General features: G+C 43.9%; 18 protein-coding genes. 4 read left to right on the top strand and 14 right to left on the bottom strand.

Features of this window, described 5'->3' with window-relative positions; genetic code table 11:
- The first annotated feature begins 3 nt into the window (after positions 1-3).
- On the top strand, positions 4-1,392 hold the full coding sequence (locus GGE08_RS04010) for a dipeptidase (protein ID WP_179383592.1): 1,389 nt from the start codon (positions 4-6) through the stop codon (positions 1,390-1,392).
- Here the strand turns inward: GGE08_RS04010 and GGE08_RS04005 are convergent.
- Positions 1,389-1,967 carry a PhnA domain-containing protein gene (locus tag GGE08_RS04005; RefSeq protein WP_179383591.1) on the bottom strand — a complete coding sequence of 193 codons (579 nt, stop codon included), beginning with the start codon at positions 1,965-1,967 and terminating at the stop codon, positions 1,389-1,391. The two genes, GGE08_RS04010 and GGE08_RS04005, sit on opposite strands and share 4 nt — an antisense overlap.
- A gap of 228 nt (positions 1,968-2,195) precedes the next feature.
- On the bottom strand, positions 2,196-3,398 hold the full coding sequence (locus tag GGE08_RS04000) for an NAD(P)/FAD-dependent oxidoreductase (protein ID WP_179383590.1): 1,203 nt from the start codon (positions 3,396-3,398) through the stop codon (positions 2,196-2,198).
- A gap of 160 nt (positions 3,399-3,558) precedes the next feature.
- On the opposite strand from GGE08_RS04000, the gene GGE08_RS03995 reads away from it, so the two are divergent.
- The 3 genes from GGE08_RS03995 (at position 3,559) to GGE08_RS03985 (ending at position 6,859) form a co-directional block, all read left to right on the top strand.
- Entirely contained in the window at positions 3,559-3,924 is a 366-nt protein-coding gene (locus GGE08_RS03995; RefSeq protein WP_179383589.1) for a BlaI/MecI/CopY family transcriptional regulator, read from the top strand.
- The gene (locus GGE08_RS03990) at positions 3,924-5,639 is read left to right on the top strand and encodes a M56 family metallopeptidase (protein WP_179383588.1); all 1,716 of its coding nucleotides are present in this window, start codon (positions 3,924-3,926) and stop codon (positions 5,637-5,639) included. Before GGE08_RS03995 ends, GGE08_RS03990 begins: the two co-directional genes overlap by 1 nt.
- A 119-nt stretch (positions 5,640-5,758) precedes the next feature.
- The gene (locus GGE08_RS03985; RefSeq protein WP_179383587.1) at positions 5,759-6,859 is read left to right on the top strand and encodes a DUF4407 domain-containing protein; all 1,101 of its coding nucleotides are present in this window, start codon (positions 5,759-5,761) and stop codon (positions 6,857-6,859) included.
- Here the strand turns inward: GGE08_RS03985 and GGE08_RS03980 are convergent.
- From GGE08_RS03980 to GGE08_RS03925, 12 genes are all read right to left on the bottom strand, one after another.
- Positions 6,856-8,625 carry a MutS-related protein gene (locus tag GGE08_RS03980; RefSeq protein ID WP_179383586.1) on the bottom strand — a complete coding sequence of 590 codons (1,770 nt, stop codon included), beginning with the start codon at positions 8,623-8,625 and terminating at the stop codon, positions 6,856-6,858. The two genes, GGE08_RS03985 and GGE08_RS03980, sit on opposite strands and share 4 nt — an antisense overlap.
- Before the next feature lie 6 nt (positions 8,626-8,631).
- Positions 8,632-8,991, bottom strand: coding sequence for an MmcQ/YjbR family DNA-binding protein (locus GGE08_RS03975; protein WP_179383585.1), 360 nt, complete (start codon positions 8,989-8,991; stop codon positions 8,632-8,634).
- Positions 8,988-9,389 carry a Dabb family protein gene (locus GGE08_RS03970; RefSeq protein WP_179383584.1) on the bottom strand — a complete coding sequence of 134 codons (402 nt, stop codon included), beginning with the start codon at positions 9,387-9,389 and terminating at the stop codon, positions 8,988-8,990. The genes GGE08_RS03975 and GGE08_RS03970 overlap by 4 nt, the downstream gene beginning before the upstream one ends.
- Before the next feature lie 2 nt (positions 9,390-9,391).
- Positions 9,392-10,015, bottom strand: a complete 624-nt coding sequence (locus GGE08_RS03965) for a DUF4230 domain-containing protein (protein WP_179383583.1) — start codon at positions 10,013-10,015, stop codon at positions 9,392-9,394.
- Between the two features lie 2 nt (positions 10,016-10,017).
- Entirely contained in the window at positions 10,018-10,368 is a 351-nt protein-coding gene (locus GGE08_RS03960; RefSeq protein ID WP_179383582.1) for a DUF4260 domain-containing protein, read from the bottom strand.
- Positions 10,369-11,121, bottom strand: coding sequence for a cyclase family protein (locus tag GGE08_RS03955; protein WP_179383581.1), 753 nt, complete (start codon positions 11,119-11,121; stop codon positions 10,369-10,371).
- A gap of 84 nt (positions 11,122-11,205) precedes the next feature.
- Positions 11,206-12,354 carry a radical SAM family heme chaperone HemW gene (gene hemW / locus GGE08_RS03950; RefSeq protein WP_179383580.1) on the bottom strand — a complete coding sequence of 383 codons (1,149 nt, stop codon included), beginning with the start codon at positions 12,352-12,354 and terminating at the stop codon, positions 11,206-11,208.
- 46 nt (positions 12,355-12,400) lie between these two features.
- A complete protein-coding gene (gene ruvC / locus GGE08_RS03945; protein WP_127142183.1) occupies positions 12,401-12,955 on the bottom strand; it encodes a crossover junction endodeoxyribonuclease RuvC in 555 nt (184 codons plus the stop codon).
- 1 nt (position 12,956) lies between these two features.
- Complete coding sequence (locus tag GGE08_RS03940; protein ID WP_179383579.1) at positions 12,957-13,436, bottom strand: hypothetical protein; 480 nt, start codon at positions 13,434-13,436, stop codon at positions 12,957-12,959.
- Between the two features lie 44 nt (positions 13,437-13,480).
- Positions 13,481-14,626, bottom strand: coding sequence for a tetratricopeptide repeat protein (locus tag GGE08_RS03935; RefSeq protein ID WP_179383578.1), 1,146 nt, complete (start codon positions 14,624-14,626; stop codon positions 13,481-13,483).
- Positions 14,607-16,370: a M56 family metallopeptidase gene (locus GGE08_RS16075; RefSeq protein ID WP_257023946.1), complete on the bottom strand. Its 1,764-nt coding sequence runs from the start codon at positions 16,368-16,370 to the stop codon at positions 14,607-14,609. The genes GGE08_RS03935 and GGE08_RS16075 overlap by 20 nt, the downstream gene beginning before the upstream one ends.
- Complete coding sequence (locus tag GGE08_RS03925; RefSeq protein ID WP_179383761.1) at positions 16,367-16,729, bottom strand: BlaI/MecI/CopY family transcriptional regulator; 363 nt, start codon at positions 16,727-16,729, stop codon at positions 16,367-16,369. The genes GGE08_RS16075 and GGE08_RS03925 overlap by 4 nt, the downstream gene beginning before the upstream one ends.
- Positions 16,730-16,987 lie beyond the last annotated feature (258 nt).

Here is a 16,987-nt window from a genome sequence, read left to right as displayed (position 1 = left end):
TTTATGAAAGACATAACAAATTACATCAGTACCAACAAGGACAGATTTGTCAATGAGTTAATCGAACTCCTAAAAATCCCCTCCATCAGTGCCGACAAAGCCTATAAAAATGATGTTTTGGAAGCTGCCAAAGCGGTAAAAAAATCATTGGACGATGCAGGTTGCGACAATACGGAGATATGTGAGACCAAAGGGTATCCGGTCGTATATGGTGATAAAATCATAGATCCCAATTTACCCACTGTTCTCGTGTACGGACATTATGACGTGCAACCCCCAGACCCCATTCATCTGTGGGACTCCCCACCTTTTGAGCCTGTCATCAAAAAAACCGAACTGCACCCCGATGGGGCCATTTTTGCCCGAGGTGCCTGTGATGACAAAGGACAATTTTTTATGCACGTGAAAGCGGTGGAGTATATGATTCAAAATAATACTTTGCCTTGCAATGTCAAGTTTATGATCGAGGGCGAGGAAGAAGTGGGCAGCGATAGTTTGGGGGATTTCCTAAAGGAAAACAGTGAAAAGCTCAAAAATGACATCATCCTGATTTCCGATACCGGCATGATAGCCAACGATACGCCTTCCATCACCACCGGGCTACGTGGCTTGAGCTACGTGGAGGTGGAAGTGACCGGGGCCAACCGCGATCTGCACTCCGGAATTTATGGTGGGGCGGCACCCAACCCGATCAACGTGCTGGCCAAAATGATTGCACAGCTACATGATGAAAACAATCATATCACCATTCCCGGCTTTTATGACAAGGTACAGGTGATTTCCGAAGAGGAACGCGCCGAAATGGCCAAAGCCCCCTTTGACTTGGAAGCCTATAAAAAATCTTTGGACATCAGTGATGTTCACGGGGAAAAAGGATTTTCCACACCCGAACGATTTGGCATCCGACCTACGTTGGATGTGAACGGTATCTGGGGAGGCTATACTGGCGAAGGCGCAAAAACGGTCATTGCCAGCAAGGCCTACGCCAAAATTTCCATGCGTCTGGTTCCGGACCAAGATTGGCATGAGATTACCGATTTGTTCACCAAGCATTTTACATCCTTGGCCCCAAAGAGTGTGAAGGTAAAAGTGACCCCGCATCACGGTGGTCAGGCTTATGTTACTCCTATTGAAAGTGATGGTTACCAAGCGGCGTCTAAAGCCATGGAAACCACTTTTGGGAAAACTCCCGTTCCTCAACGAACCGGTGGAAGCATTCCCATTGTGGCATTGTTTGAGAACGTTTTTGACAGCAAGACCATTCTTTTGGGCTTTGGATTGGACAGCGATGCCATTCACTCCCCCAATGAGCATTTTGGTGTTTGGAACTTTTTAAAGGGTATTGAGACCATACCCTACTTCTACAAATATTATACAGAAATGAAGGCCTAGATCTTTTTTACGTATTTGGTCACAAGCACAATGTGCTGACCATCTACTTTGCCTTCAATATATTCGGCATTTTCGTGATCCAGGGAAATCCGTCTTACGGCGGTTCCCTGTTTTGCGACCATGCTGGAACCTTTTACTTTTAGGTCCTTTACCAACACAACACTGTCCCCATTTTCAAGGATGTTGCCATTCACGTCCCTGTGGACCACTTTCTCGCTTTCATCCTGTCCGTCACCAGTAGCTTTGGCCCATTCCAAGGTTGCATCATCCAAATACATCATTCCCAAAAGGTCTTGGGGCCAACCTTCAGACTTTAAACGGTTCAGCATGCGCCATGCAACCACTTTTACGGCGTCGTGTTCGCTCCACATGCTATCGTTAAGGCAACGCCAATGATTGGGATCCACACCATCGGGGTTGTCTATTTGGTGAAGACAAGTATTACAGGCCAAAAGACTCCCATCCACGCCACCCGTGGATACCGGAGGAACTTCATACATCATTAATTTTTCTGTTGACCCACATAATTCGCAGGTATTCCCGCTTCGCTCCTGTAATTGTTCCAAAACCGTCATGGCCGTTATTTTTATAATGGCTGCAAACTTATCACTTTTCTGTGGAAGTGTTTTTGAACGTCCACTAGTACAAGAGGCCGTCTAAAAAGCTGTTTACCTGTCAGTTCGAGCGCAGTCGAGAACTTAAGACGCATTAATAATGAATGGGTTTCGACTGCGCTCAACCTGACAAAGTTCAAATAGTACCACTTTTTAGAAGGCCTCTAGGCTTATTGTATGTCTACTTTTTTAAGGTAATTGCGAATATCCATGTTTGGTTTTCCAAAGGAAATATTTCTCGAACAACACCTTATTGAAGTCATAAAATATGTTGGGAATCATGATAGCAAAGTTCCGTGGCTTGAACAAGTGATCACTGATAATGATTACTTCCTTTTTACCGGCATCCATCACACATATACCCGGGATTTTACCCCATGCTTTCTTCTTCAACTTATCCTTGCCTTTAGTGACCCTGATGATGTTCTCGGCCACGATTTTACCGGTTTCATCGGATGGATAACCGGTTTTGGGACCAGAAAAGGGTACCTTTCCGGGTTTAAAGGGCAATTTTACATCCACAGCGATTCCTGCGGACCAGATATTTGGATATTTCAAGTGTCGGTAATCATCGCCTACGGGGAGATATCCTGCAGCCGTTGCTTCCAATTTTGGGGAATTGACCACAAAGTCGACACCAACAAATGGGGGCATCAACATGGTGAACTTGCTGGGCAATACCTCATCCGAAGTTAATATCACACTGTCTTCGGTAACCTCCTTCACCCCTACTTCTGTTCTGTAATGAATGTGGAACATTTTCATGAAGGATTTGAGCATGGTCTCACCTCCGGTGATGCCATCAATACCAAAGTGACCCAAGAAAGTTTCAGGAGTAATCCAATACAGGTCTACCTTTTTTCTGATTTTTTGTTCCCTCAACCATTTTTCCACATTGAACAAAAACTCATAGGCAGCTCCCATACAACCCGCATTTTGGGTGGCACCAATAACAATGGGGCCGGGGTTTTTCTTGAATTCCTCCAACGCTTGTCTTGTTTTCATGGCGCCGTTGGGCGTGCCAATATAGTGTGCGTGTTCTTGAACTCCAGGAGCAACATCGTACTTTACTTTGGGGCCAGTGGCAATCACCAAATGATCATAGGCAAAATCGCCTTTGCTGGTGTGCACCACTTGGGCCTCAGGGTCTACGTGTAGTGCTTCGGCTTGCACAAAATCAACCCCTTTCTTTTCAAGTATAGTATCCTTTCTAAATGAAATATCTTTGATTTCCCGTCTTCCAAACGGTACCCAGATCAACGAGGGAACAAACAGGAACAACGGCGATTTGTCGATGACCAAGACCTTATGGTCCTTTTTCCCTTTTCTTTTGATTTCCAATGCGGCGGTCATTCCTGCAAAATTTCCGCCAATGACTACTGTGGTTTTCATGATTGCTTGATTTAACACTATAAATGTACCACCCTAATCTCTCTTGGTCAGTAACTTAAGGCACATAACAGCATCAAAACCGAACAAAATAAACTCTACATTTGTAGAATATTAATTTTTGTTCTATGTTTGTAGAACAACGAATGATAAAAAGACCAAAATGCAGCTGTCAAAATCCGAAGAAGAGCTAATGAACATTGTTTGGAAACTTAAAAAGGCCTACATGAAGGATATATTGGACGCCTACCCCGAGCCCAAACCTGCGACCACAACGGTGGCCACTCTTCTTAAGCGCATATCGGACAAAGGTTTTATTGCCTATAACAGTATTGGTAGAAGCAGGGAATATTACCCGTTGGTGAAGAAGAAAGACTATTTTTCGAAGCAAGTGAACGGACTCATCAAAAACTTTTTTAATGATAGCGCCACTCAATTTGCATCATTCTTCGCCCAAGAGACCAATCTGAGCAAGGAAGAATTGGAGGAGTTAAAAAAATTGATAGACAACGAAATCAAAAAGAAGTAATGATGCTTACCTTTATCTTAAAATCTACGGCCTGCCTGACCGTTTTTCTGATTTTCTACAAAGTATTGCTGGAAAAGGAAAGCGTACACCAATTTAAACGGTTCTTTTTGTTGGGGGCGCTCATCACTTCCTTTATAATTCCCAATTTGGTATTTATCGAATATATTAATGCGGTTGAACCCGCAACCAATGCAATTTCTCCAATCACGGACCCCATTTCTGATAGTTTTAAGGCACAGCCCATTCCTCAGTCTTCAGTTTTTGATTGGCAACTTTTGTTATGGCTTGTTTATGGATTAGGAGTTATTGGATTTGGACTTCGCTTTATTGCAAACCTGTTTCAAATACGTTTACGTATCAAAAAGAACCCTAAGTTCAAGGAAAATTTTGTGACCAAGGTGCTTTTGAATCAATCCCTTCCACCGCATACATTTTTGAACTTCATTTTTTTGAACCAACACCAATTCGAAGCCAAAAATATTCCAGAAGAAGTATTGCTGCACGAAGAGACACACGCCCGTCAGCGACATAGTTGGGACATTCTTCTTGTTGAAATCGCCCAAGTCATCTTTTGGTTCAATCCCCTGATTTACTTTTTTAAATCATCCATTAAGCTGAACCATGAGTTTTTGGCTGACCAAGCGGTGATCCATAAGACACGTGACCAATCACACTATCAAAAAACAATCCTTTCGTACTTATCCAAGGGCATTGAACATCATCAGTCGGTCGGCATCGCAAATGCCATTAATTATTCATCAATCAAAAAACGTTTTACAGTCATGAAAACAAACACATCAAAAAAATCATTTGTACTGCGAAGCTTTTTGCTTCTGCCACTTACGGCCCTATTGTTATTCGGGTTCAGTGAACATCGTCAAATTGAAAAAGGAGGGACCTTTGAGCAAATCATCACAGTAAACCTTCTTGAAAACGGCATGGTAGGCTTGGGAAATAGAACTGTCCATTTAAATGAAGTTCCAAAAACCCTGCTCCAAGACTATCTGCAAAACCACAATGCCCAAGAAACGAAGGTTGAAATCAATTCGCTTCAGCCTGTACATTACGATTTGTTATTGGAGTTATCCAAAGCAATTAAAACAACGGGCATTACCGCCATTGAAATCGCTGCGGAAGAGGTGGTTACGGACAAGGCCCAATTCAAAGAACATGTTCCGGTGACCTCAACAACGAGCCTGTTGAATACCAAAAAAATGACGGTGGTAGACCATGGATTGCAAACGCAACAAAGTGCTACGCGAGAAGAAATGAAGGAATACAATGCTCTGGCCAAAAAATACAATGACATGGACCGTGACCACATGGTGATCCAAAAGAAGGAAGTGATGCGGTTAAAGGAAATCTATACCAAAATGTCCAAAAAACAACGAGCGGATGCGGAACCTTTCCCGAATTTCCCACCGCCACCACCAGCGCCGGATGCTACTACTCCTCCAACGCCTCCTGCGCCACCTAAAAGCATAAAAGCGACCGAAACCCCGGCACCAACAATGCCTCCTGCTCCTCCAGCACCACCAAAACCCATTGAGCACGTGAAGAAAATGGTTGCCAAAGGGGCAAGCTTTACCTTGAACGGAAAAAAGATATCCAGTAAAAAAGCCCTTGAAGTGGTTCAAAAAAAACAATTTATATCCATGCTTACCATGGACGCCGATGGAGCCAACCCTGTTGTAAACCTATCCACAGAACCCTAAGTCATCGATAACTAAGCTCACGACATAAAAACTGTTAAAAGCCCCTATTTAGGGGCTTTTAATGTAACAAATTACCCAAAATCACGTTCTAATACCCTATCAATCAAAGAGAACACGATATGTTACAACGCTTTTTCATTTTCTGCTCCGGAGCGGATACCCACATTTTAGACTCTTGTTCCAACGGGGAACGCAACAAGTACGCAGGCATAGGTGCCACCGTATTCTTTACGGCCGTTATGGCTTTTATTGCCTCAGGCTACGCCCTTTACACGGTTTTTGACAATGTATATACTTCCATTTTCTTTGGGTTAATTTGGGGCTTGCTCATTTTCAATTTAGACCGATATATTGTTTCAACTATTAAAAAACAGGACAATTTTAAGGGAGAATTGCTTCAAGCAGCTCCTCGGATTGTGCTGGCCTTGATTATTGCAGTGGTGATTTCCAAACCGTTGGAAATGAAGATTTTTGAAAAGGAAATCAATCAGGTTTTATTGGAAGAGAAGAATGCCATGACTTTGAACAACAAGGAACAATTGGCCTTGCAGTACACTCCTAAAATTGAAAGCCTGAATCAGGATATTGCCAACCTCAAAAATGAAATTGCGACCAAAGAAGCAGAGACCAATGCACTCTACGATACCTATATTTCCGAAGCCGAAGGCACTGCTGGAACGGGTCTGTTGGGAAAAGGCCCAGTGTATAAGGAAAAGCGGGAAAAGCACGACGCTGCCCTTGCTGAACTCAATTCCTTGAAGACGACCAACGGTGAAAAAATTGAAAACATTGAGGCCCAAATTGCGGCCCTGCAAACCGATTACGATACCGCAGTTGCCAATTCACAACCCATTATCGATGGGTTTGATGGTTTGATGGCGCGTATCAATGCACTTGGGAAATTGCCCTGGTTTCCATCCTTTTTCATTTTTTTATTGTTTTTGGCCATTGAAACCGCGCCTATCATTGCCAAGTTATTGGCGCCCAAAGGCGAGTACGATTACAAGTTTGAAGAACAAGAAAGTGTCGTCGCTACCTGGGTGACCCAAAAAGTGGAACAGCGTAAACTATTGTTGTCCACCGATGGGGAAATCAACCAGCAAATCTATGCCGATATCAAAAATGAGGAAGAGCTGTACCACTACAAGAAGCAAAAGGCAGAGGAACTGTTGCGTCTCCAGGCCGATAGCTTTCATAATGTGCAGGTGAAGGGGCTTTAATCCACAATTCCCATATTTTTGAGCAAGAAGGAAGCGTTCATGTTTTGGCAAACCCCTTCCTTGAACTGATAATCAAAAAACAGTTCCCCGTTTACGATCTGAGCATCAAAATAGCGGTTTTCCACCTCTGGAAGGTCGTTGGCCAAGGTGCACAGACTCAAATCATGGGTGGCTACCATCCCTGTGGACCCGTTTCGCACCAAGCGCTCCACAAACTTTTTGGAACCTTCGGCCTTATCGACACTATTGGTGCCCTTTAGGATTTCGTCTAAAATCACAAAGCAGTTGTCCTTCTCCAGTTCTTCCACAATATATTTTAGACGTTTGAGCTCGGCATAAAAATAAGAAGTCTCATCGGCCAGCGAATCCGCCGAGCGCATACTAGTGAGCAAACGAACTGGATGGTACCTTACTTCTTTCCCTTTAACGGGCAAGCCCATGTTGGCCATCACAATCTGTAGGCCTACAGCACGTAAAAAAGTACTTTTTCCGGCCATATTGGCTCCGGTTACAATGCAAAAGCGTCCCTTCCCGATGTCAAAGTCGTTGAGAACGTTCTTTTTGGGGTCCACCAATGGATGACCGACCTGTTTTCCGCTCAAAACCGTTTCTCTCTCCACCAAAATCGGGTAAGTGTGGTCGGGATGGTTAAAGGCATAGGTACCCAAGGTGATGTAGGCATCGAACTGGGCAATGGCGGCAAACCAACCTTCCACTTCGTGGCCGTACTTTGTTATCCACGATTCCACTTGAAAGGCATAATAGATACTGTACATACCAAGACCTTGGGCAAACATGGAGATGATCAGGTTGAATTGTTGTTCCAGCATGGTCACCTTTTGCGAAAAACGCTTTAAGATGTTGGACGTCCGTTCTCCCTTTACTTCCAGTCTTTGCTGAAGTTCTTTTAGCAATTCTGACTTAAATGACCGGTCTTCCAGTTCGGAAATCAACCGTTGATGCTGCTGGATGGTATCCTGTGCCTCGGATGCCTTTGCCGTGAACCCCAAAATCCGCTTCGCAAAGCGACCCACCATGCCAACACCCAAAAGGTACCAGAACAGTACCAAACTTTCGGGCACTTTGCCCAAAACGGCCAAAGCAATCACCAAAATGGAAAGCAGCACAAAAACTGGAGGCACGAATCCTGCCCATTTGGGCATAAAAGGTTGGTGGTTTTTCATCCAATCAGAAACCACATCGGGAGAGATTTTGGGTCGGGTCTCGCCTGCCAAAGCGGAGAAGTGTTGTCGCCACTCGGGCAATTGCGCCAACTCTTTGATGGCCTCCTGCTTTTTGATCAAGTCCTTTGGATGACCGTCCAATAATAGATGGGAAAATACTGCCGTGCCCTGCACCAAAACAGTTCGGTTAGCGTACTGAAAAAAGGAACCCCTGCCAAATAGGTCAAGATCTTGCGCATAGGGATGGTCGAGCTGTAAAAAGGTCTTCCCGTCCGGCAAGTGATGAAACTTGCGGTCCAAAATATCCAATTCAGTGTTATTGATGGCTATAAGACGTTCCAGGTATTCCTTGTGCCGCTTTACATTGCTAAAACGGGTCACCAAATACAAAAAGAGCGCTATGCCCAAAGGCAACATCACAAAAATGAAAACATTTCCCCAAAGCAAATACACCCCAAGGCCCATACCCACAAAAACGCATAATCGCAAAGTGGCCAATAGGCCCAATTGCTTTTTTACCTGTTGAAGTTCTTGCTGGTGTTGCTTCCGCCGCGACGTGTAAAAATCTTTTAAATTCTGCATCCCCAATCAGTCTAAATTGTGAAGCTCTTGTTGAAGCTTTTTGGTCAATCCCGATACGACCAGCTCATAGGAGTGGTTGACCAGATCCTTGATCAATTGTGGTGGGAGTTGTTCCAAAAACAAAGTGTTCCAATGCTTTTTGCTCATGTGATAGCCCGGCACAATAGAGCCGTCATAAGTCTCGCGAAGTTCCTCGGACCTTTCGGGGTCGCACTTCAGATTGCACTGGGGTGGCAGCCGCTCCAAAGCCACGAGCGCAAACATTTTGCCCATCACTTTAAACACCAAAGTACTTTCGTCAAAGGGAAATTCCTCCGTTACTCCCTTTTTGGAGATACACAGTTCGCGAAGTTCTTCTACATTCATTGTGGTATGCCCTGGGAGTCGTATACGATCACTTTTTCCCAAAGATCTTGGCACTCCTCAATGAACACCTTGTGCGGTGGTTCCTCTTGATAGGCAGCTTGGTCTTCGGCAGATTCAAATGAAAGAATCAACGAGTAGGTAAACGAATCATCCACTACATCACGGATCGCCTTTGGCGGTCTGCCAATAAATTTGGTCTTCGCATATTGGGAATTGTTCAAAAACTTGGTCAACGATGCCTCGAAGGTATCCCGGGCGGCTTGACTATCGGGATTCTTGAACCAAAAATAGACCACGTGCGCAAAAGTGTGGTCAAACGTGGTTTTATCGGATTCTTGTGCGTTGCTCATAATGGATATCATTCCTACCAGAAGTAGGGTAAACATTTTGGTTTTCATAATTAGGGTTCTAAAGATTGTTGTTCGGTGACGGGCAGTTCCAAAGCGGAGTAATCCAAGGTCCAACCGATGGTTTCCACTATTTTTTCCACGACCAAAACAGCCTGCATGGCTTCATTTTTGGCCGTTTCCATCAATCCGCTTTCCGGTATTTTCTGTTTGATGTGCTCTTTGGCCTCTTGATTCAAGTTGGTCAAATCTGTAGGCGAAAAGCTATTGAAAATTCCATTTTTGATGTCGTAAAACTGCAGGTCCGGTTCAATGGACAACACTTCCGGTTCTGGAAAATGGCTTAGAATGATTCGTTTTCGATCATTGTCCGCCCGCATATTCAATTTGTTCAGGTCGTATCCGATATGGGCCTTGGCCTTGATCACGATCAATGCCTTTTTCTTGCTTCGGAACAGGCTCATAAAACGATCTTTGGTGTTTTCGTAATGATAGATTTCGGCAAAATCCCCTTCAACGGACACCAATTTACAAACACTTCGAATCTTGTTCAGGATAACGGTAGACTGTTGTTGGGTGATTTCCTTGCTCTTCTTTTTGCGGAACAGGGAATAGACCCAATACATTAATATCGCTCCCAAAATCAGCCCTAAAATGATATCTACAATCTCACCCATGGTTATTTTCCGATTTCACCCAAATGGGTAAACTTGAATCCTTTTTCATATTTTAATCCGTAACCCAACATCCTGTCCAACGCGGAATGGGAGAATAAAATCAACCCTATCAACTGGCATAAAGGTAGGGAAAAGTACGCCCCCGTTAGGTAGATGACCAAGGCCACACCTTTGTGATGGAAAAGGTTATAGGAAAAAGCACCTGCTCGGTTCCCAAAAGCATATCCGATCATTCCAATGTCGGGTGTCAAAATCAACACTAAAAACCACCACCAAGCATAATCCAACAGGCTAAACAGGTATATGCCCAGAACGAACATCAGCAACTCCTCCAATTTTAGGGTTGTTTTCATTTATTGGTCTTCAATTTTGTACAGTACCGGCCTACTGGGGCTGGCATCGTTCTCAAAAGGTGCCACTTGTAAATTTAAAAAGTAGGTGCCGTCTTCTACGGGGTTGGGCACATAGATAAATTCGGTTATGGTCGCTTTTGTTCTGGGTTTTCCCGACATGTTCCAAAAAGCCTTGTGTGCCAAAAGTCCTCCACCATCGCGTTCCTTATCCACCGAAGGAAGGTCGATCAACAAATGCTCCACTCCCTTTTTAACCAAATGCTTGGCCGCGGCCTCCATCAGATAGGGCGGATTGGTATCGGAATACTGCTTGGAACGTTTGTCGCCCAAATTGGGCAGGGTCCTAATCACAACTGCTTGGCGCTTTTTGTTGCCCAGTGCATATTTGATTTGCTTTTCGGAAATGATAAAATCCCCGTCCACCTGTTCGGGGGCAACCGTAATCAACTCGGCCAAAAAGAAAAACCGTTTGAGATTTTTGTTGATGGAATTGAATTCCTCGGAAATATGTCCCAAACATTCGGTATGGGTTACATGCGAATGCGGATTGAACCAAATATCATTGAAATTGGTGGAAGCTCCTTCGGATACCTTGCCAATAAATCCATCCTGTTCGTGTGGGGCAATTTTGGGAGGTTCCAAATACCAGGCGTTCACGTTTTTGTCGCCACCCTTGAGCGGTATGGAAATATCCAGTGGTTTGGTCAGGTCTATTTTGTAGTTGCGGGAGTTGTGTTTTATAGAGGCTATCAAATTTGGTTGTTTTTTATAAAATCCCAGGTTATTGGGAATCAATTCTACTTCATCGCTTCCTGCCAAAACAGGACGGACAATTTACTATTTTAAGTTAAGCATAAAAAGATCAGAAGCAATTCCATCCGCCAAAAACTTGCCTTTTTTGGTGGTAAGCAGTCTACAATCTTCGAGCATCAAAAGTCCCTGTTCCAAAAATTTGGATGCTTGTTGGTTCACGTAGGTTAAGTAATTCTCACCATATTCGGATGCTACCTTATCCAAATCCACGCCCCAAATGGTGCGTAGTCCGGTCATCACATATTCGTTGTACCTGTCCGTGGTGGAAAGCGTTTCAATTTCCAAAGGAAGTTCGCCTTTGTTGATTTTTTTGAGGTAGATGGGATTGTTCCGAATGTTCCAGCTTCGCTGTTTGCCATCAAAGGAATGTGCCGAAGGACCGACCCCTATATAGGTCTTTCCCAGCCAATAAGCGGTATTGTTTTGGGAGAAAAATCCGGGCTTGCCAAAATTGGATATTTCGTAATTCACAAAACCTTCAGCTTCCAACATATCCACCAAAATGTGGAATTGCTCTTGGGCCTGTTCATCGTCCACATCGGGAATCAGTTCTTTCTCTATAAATTTTTTAAGGGCCGTTCTAGGTTCCACAGTCAAGGCATAACTGGAAATGTGGGGCAGACCAAAATCCAACGCTTTTTGAATGTTGTCCCTCCACCGTTGGTTGTCCATTCCGGGAATCCCGTAGATCAAATCGATGGTGATGTTATCAAAATGCTCCGTGGCTTCCGAAATACATTGTTCGGCTTCACGGGCGTTGTGGGCACGGTTCATCAGTTTAAGGTCCTGTTCAAAAAAGGATTGGATGCCGATGCTGAGACGGTTAATCCCTACATTTTTATACGTCGAGAAAAGATCTCTCGACTGCGCTCGAGATGACACCAAATCATCTGGGTTGGCTTCCAAGGTGATTTCTGGGTCATCCACAACCTTGTAATTGTCATAAACTGCCTGAATCAAGGTCTCCATCTCGCCTTGGGAAAGCACGGATGGCGTTCCTCCACCGAAATAAATGGTCTCAATAGTATCCTGTACCTCCGATTTCCGCAATACCAGTTCTTTAGCAATAGCACGGACCATGGCTTCCTTTTTTCCCATTTGGGTGGAAAAATGGAAATCACAATAATGGCAAGCTTGCTTGCAAAATGGCACATGGATGTAAATACCGCTCATTCAATCAGTGGTCAGTTAACAGTAGACAATTAGCAATGAACAATTTTCATTTTTTGATTCTTGATTCGTTCTGTTTGACAAATGCCTCCCAGCCGGTATAGCTTTTTCCGACCTCAACCCTGCCCTCATTATAAAAATGACAGACGGCGGCGGCCAACCCATCGGTACTGTCCAAATTTTTGGGCAAGGATTTTAGTTGTAATACGCTTTGAAGCATTCGGGCTACCTGCTCCTTACTGGCATTACCATTGCCCGTGATGGCCATTTTTATCTTTTTGGGCATGTACTCGGTGATGGGTATTTCGCGGGAAAGTCCGGCTGCCATGGCCACCCCTTGCGCCCTGCCCAACTTGAGCATGGACTGTACATTTTTGCCATAAAAGGGGGCTTCGATGGCAATTTCGTCCGGGTGATAGGTATCGATGAGCTCTATGGTCCGCTCAAAAATAAGTTTGAGCTTGGTGTAGGGGTCGTCATATTTTCGGAGCATCAATTCGTTCATTTGCACAAAGTGCATCTGTTTATTGATGACCTTAATAATGCCAAACCCCATGACCGTGGTGCCGGGGTCTATGCCCAATATAATTTTTTCTGTTGCCAAATCAATAGGTGTTTAGGACCAGCGGAAGCCTAAAACGCAGGCTTACCGGGTTGCCTCGCTTCAATGCGGGGCGTACGGTGGTCAAATCGTTCAAGCGTTCCGATATTTTGGTGTTGAAATCGGATATCTCATTGAGCACGGAGGTCTTTTCTTCAACGCCCAACACGGATATAAACCCGTGTTCATCAATCAAAAAATCAATATAGACGGTATCGTTCATATCGTTCCGCACCTGAAACTGCAATCCAGCCAAAGCTTCGGAGAAATATTCGGTGATCACGTTTTGGAAACACTCTTGCTGTGCCTCCTTGGGAGCAGTTTCGTCGCAATCCTCAAAAAGGGGGTATTGGTCCACATCGTTCCAATCGATGGCCCAAAGTTCCTCATTGACCAGTTTTTGGGTCTTGTCCTCCTTGGACTCGAACAGCTCGCAGGATACGAGCAAACCCATAAAAACGATTAACAAAACAAACTTCTGCATGACAGCCCCTAGAATTTGGCTGAAATTACGACATTTTGAAGAAATCAGTTGCTGCCAAAATGGATTTCCTCCTTGAGCTCGCTGATTCTGTTTTTGACGCGTTCCTCGAGCCAAGGAACTAAATCAGGGTACATTTCCAGCAACTTTTCATAATAGTTCAGTCGAGTTTTGGTGTCCTTGTAATATTCATCCGCCAAAACACAAACCTGATAGTAATTATAATAGTTCTCTTTGTTTTCTTCCCACGCCTTTACATAGTAATCCATAGCCTTTTTGGTCTGTCCCTTGAGGCGCGCTATCCGGCCTAAATCGGCATATTCTTGGGGAAAAAAGACCCTTCGTTCCTCTATGGATTTTTCAACATAGTACTGTGCACTGTCCAATACCTTTTCCTCAAAATACACTTCTCCCAACCCTGAATAGGCAGTAGCCAATTTATCTGGGAAAACTTTCAGTTTATGATAGGTTTCCAATGCTTTCTCGGGCTCCCAGTTTCGGAAATAGCAATAGGCCAATTTCTCGTACACAAAGGCCTTTTCTTCGCCCAACTCCAGCAACCGCTCAAAATGGGGGATGGCCAATGAAAATTGACCATTATTGTAATATGCCAAGGCCTTTAAATTGATCATCGCCACATCGTTTTCATAAAACCGAAGCCCTTGATCGATATAGACCAAAGCGGAATCCCGTATTTCTTTGCCCACATAATGTTTGCCCAAAGCGTAAAGGCTCCGTAGGTGGGTACTGTCCATTTCCACAGCAGTTTTGTAGGATGAGTTGGCCATTTCGGTGTTGTCGATAGACTCGTAGACCCTGCCCAGGTAGTAGAAATATTCGGGGTTTTGCCCTTCCGATGACACCAAGACCTGAAACATTTCCATGGCTGGTCCAACATTTTTGGTTTTCAACAACAACTTGCCCAGTTCAAAACGGGCCAACTCAAATTGAGGGTCATTGTCCAAAATATCGGTGTATTGGGCTATGGCTTTGTCATAATTTCCGATGGCATTGTAGGCCCGTGCGATCTGCAGGTTGGCCTTTTTGTCCCCCACCTTGGCATAAGCGTTGATGGCCGAAGCATAGTTACCCAAGGCATACAAACTGTCGGCAATGGCCAAAGCCGATGTTTGTGCACCGGCTTGGAATGAGAACAAAATCAATGCTATGTAACTAGCTTTTATTTTCGGCATTTGCTTTTTCCAATAGACCTATTAAGAATTCCTTTTTGTCCACTCGAACCAATTTGTTGGGAAGACCTATGTATTGAAACTTCAGCGTTTCCCCTTCGTTGACCACAATTTTGAAATGTCCGTCAAAGCCCGAAATAACGTCTTCATTTTTTCCCACTACCGAAATAGTTACCCCGGGTATGCCCATGGATTCCTCATCGGTTACCTTACCGATGAAAAGTGAAGCATTGTCTTTATTGGCCAAAATACCGCCTACCTTCATTTCCCCCTTGTTGGAATTGGTCTGTTCGTTTTCGTCTTTGGCCTGATCCTTCAATTTAAATGTAATTGGAATGGCAAAAGGCACATTCACTGTTTCTCCTTTATGTTTGCCTGGCTGCATTTTAGGCAATCGCTCAATGATTCGTACCGCCTCATTCTCCAAGATTTCACTGGGACCTCGTTTTTTGATAGAAGAAATTTCGCCATTCGTGTCTATGGTGAACAAAATCGATACACGACCCTGAATTCCTTGTTTTTCTGCTGCTTCGGGATATCTGAAGTGTTTTTTGATGTGCTCTACAATCTTTTCATTAAAGCATTGCTTTTTATCCACTGCATTTTCGCATCCGGGAAAGATTGGCACTTCATCTATTACAGCAAAAGCTACGGCATCAGTACTATCCCTCTCCACACTGGCTGGAGGGTTAATTCCTGCTTTTACAGTCCAACCATTTACTTCTGAAGCTGACTTATTCGTCTGATCAATCATTGTTTGGGCCATTTTTGCGATTTGATTTCGTTCGCTTTCCGTTAGCGAGTCCTTACCCTCAATTTCATTGTTCAACATCTGCAGACGCTCCTCCAAAGAGAGTTGACGCTCAGAGTCTGATACCGTATTTGATTTTTCACTTTCACAAGAAGTGTACACCAACATCCCCAGCACCAACGGCAACAACAATACATACTTTAACTGCCAAACGGCTTTGGATTTCTTTTTTTGTAACATGACTATTCGTTTTTTGATTAATGATCTATTGAAAAATTGATTCACAAAACTGATGTTCTGCGTATGAAAGGCTTGGGACAACAGCATCTCAAAATGGTCCGCTTTGTTATGTTTGACCGCCCTTTCATCGGCAATAAATTCATGGAGCTCGGCCACCCTGTTCTGGTAGATGTACACCAAAGGATTGAACCAGAAAACAATTCTTGCCAATTCAAAAAAGAGCAGGTCCAAAGAATGCCATTGCTTTACGTGGACCAGTTCGTGGGCCAAAATATTGTCCTCTTTGTCCTTTTGGATCTCTTCTCCCATAAAAATGTTTCTGAAAAAGGAGAAAGCAGACGTGCTTTGGGGCACGGTCACCTTGGTAAATTCCCGATAATGCTCCACTGCACCTTTATGGCGAAGTCTTTTTATTTGTACCAATTTATAAGCAAACCAGATTGTCGCGAATAAACTCCCTAGACCCAACACCAAATAAGGCCATGAGATTTGTTGCAGGATACTTGTTTCTTCTGCGCCCGGTCCAAGTACGACTCCGTTCAATTGGGTCAAAAATACCGTAGTGGTTTGCAAACCGTCCGGCATCGGGGTGGTCAGGGCTTCGACCTTCACCCAGGGCAAAATAATGGATAGGGCAAACGTACCTAATAGATAGGTCCTGTTCCATTGAAAAAAGGTCTCTTTCTTTAGAAAAAGGTCGTAAGCCAACAAAAAGACCAATTGAAATGCTAAGGATTCTAGGATATAGGTAATCATTGCTCTTTATCTTTAATGTTCTTCATAATAGCTTCCAGTTCCTTCAGACTGATGTCGTTTTTTTTCATAAAAAAGGACACCATGCTGGAAAATGACCCTTGAAAGTAGCCTTCCATAAGAGTATTCAATCGTTGGTTACTATACTCTTCTTTTTTAACCAAGGGAAAGTACACATGGCCCTTGCCTACTTTTTCGTGCGACACAAAACCCTTGTCCTCCAAAATCCGAACAATAGTGGAAACCGTGTTGTAGGCTGGCCGCGGTTCCGGTAATTCTTCCAAAATGGCGGCCACATTGCCCTTTTTAATTTTCCAAAGGAGCTGCATTACTTCTTCTTCTGCCTTGGTGAGTTGTTTCATTCGATACGTTTTAGTGGTCATTCCCAAGCAATCGGGAATCCAATTCATATTCCTTATGATCCGAACTAAATCCTTGAGCATTAGTTCAGATTTCTCATCTTGACTTCGACTGCGCTCAGTCTGACAATTCGAAATGACATCGCTAATATAACTAAATATTTAGTTTAAACTAATTTTTTAGTTGTAAAATGTGTGAAAAATCCGCCAGCGTGGTATGCCGGCGGGTAGTTATGTAAGTCGCTGTACTTGTTTTACCCT

Source organism: Allomuricauda sp. ARW1Y1 (assembly GCF_013407935.1).
Classification (GTDB): Bacteria; Bacteroidota; Bacteroidia; order Flavobacteriales; family Flavobacteriaceae; genus Flagellimonas.
The sequence above is the reverse complement of the archived record's forward strand: the minus strand, read 5'-3'. Positions and strand labels throughout refer to the sequence as shown.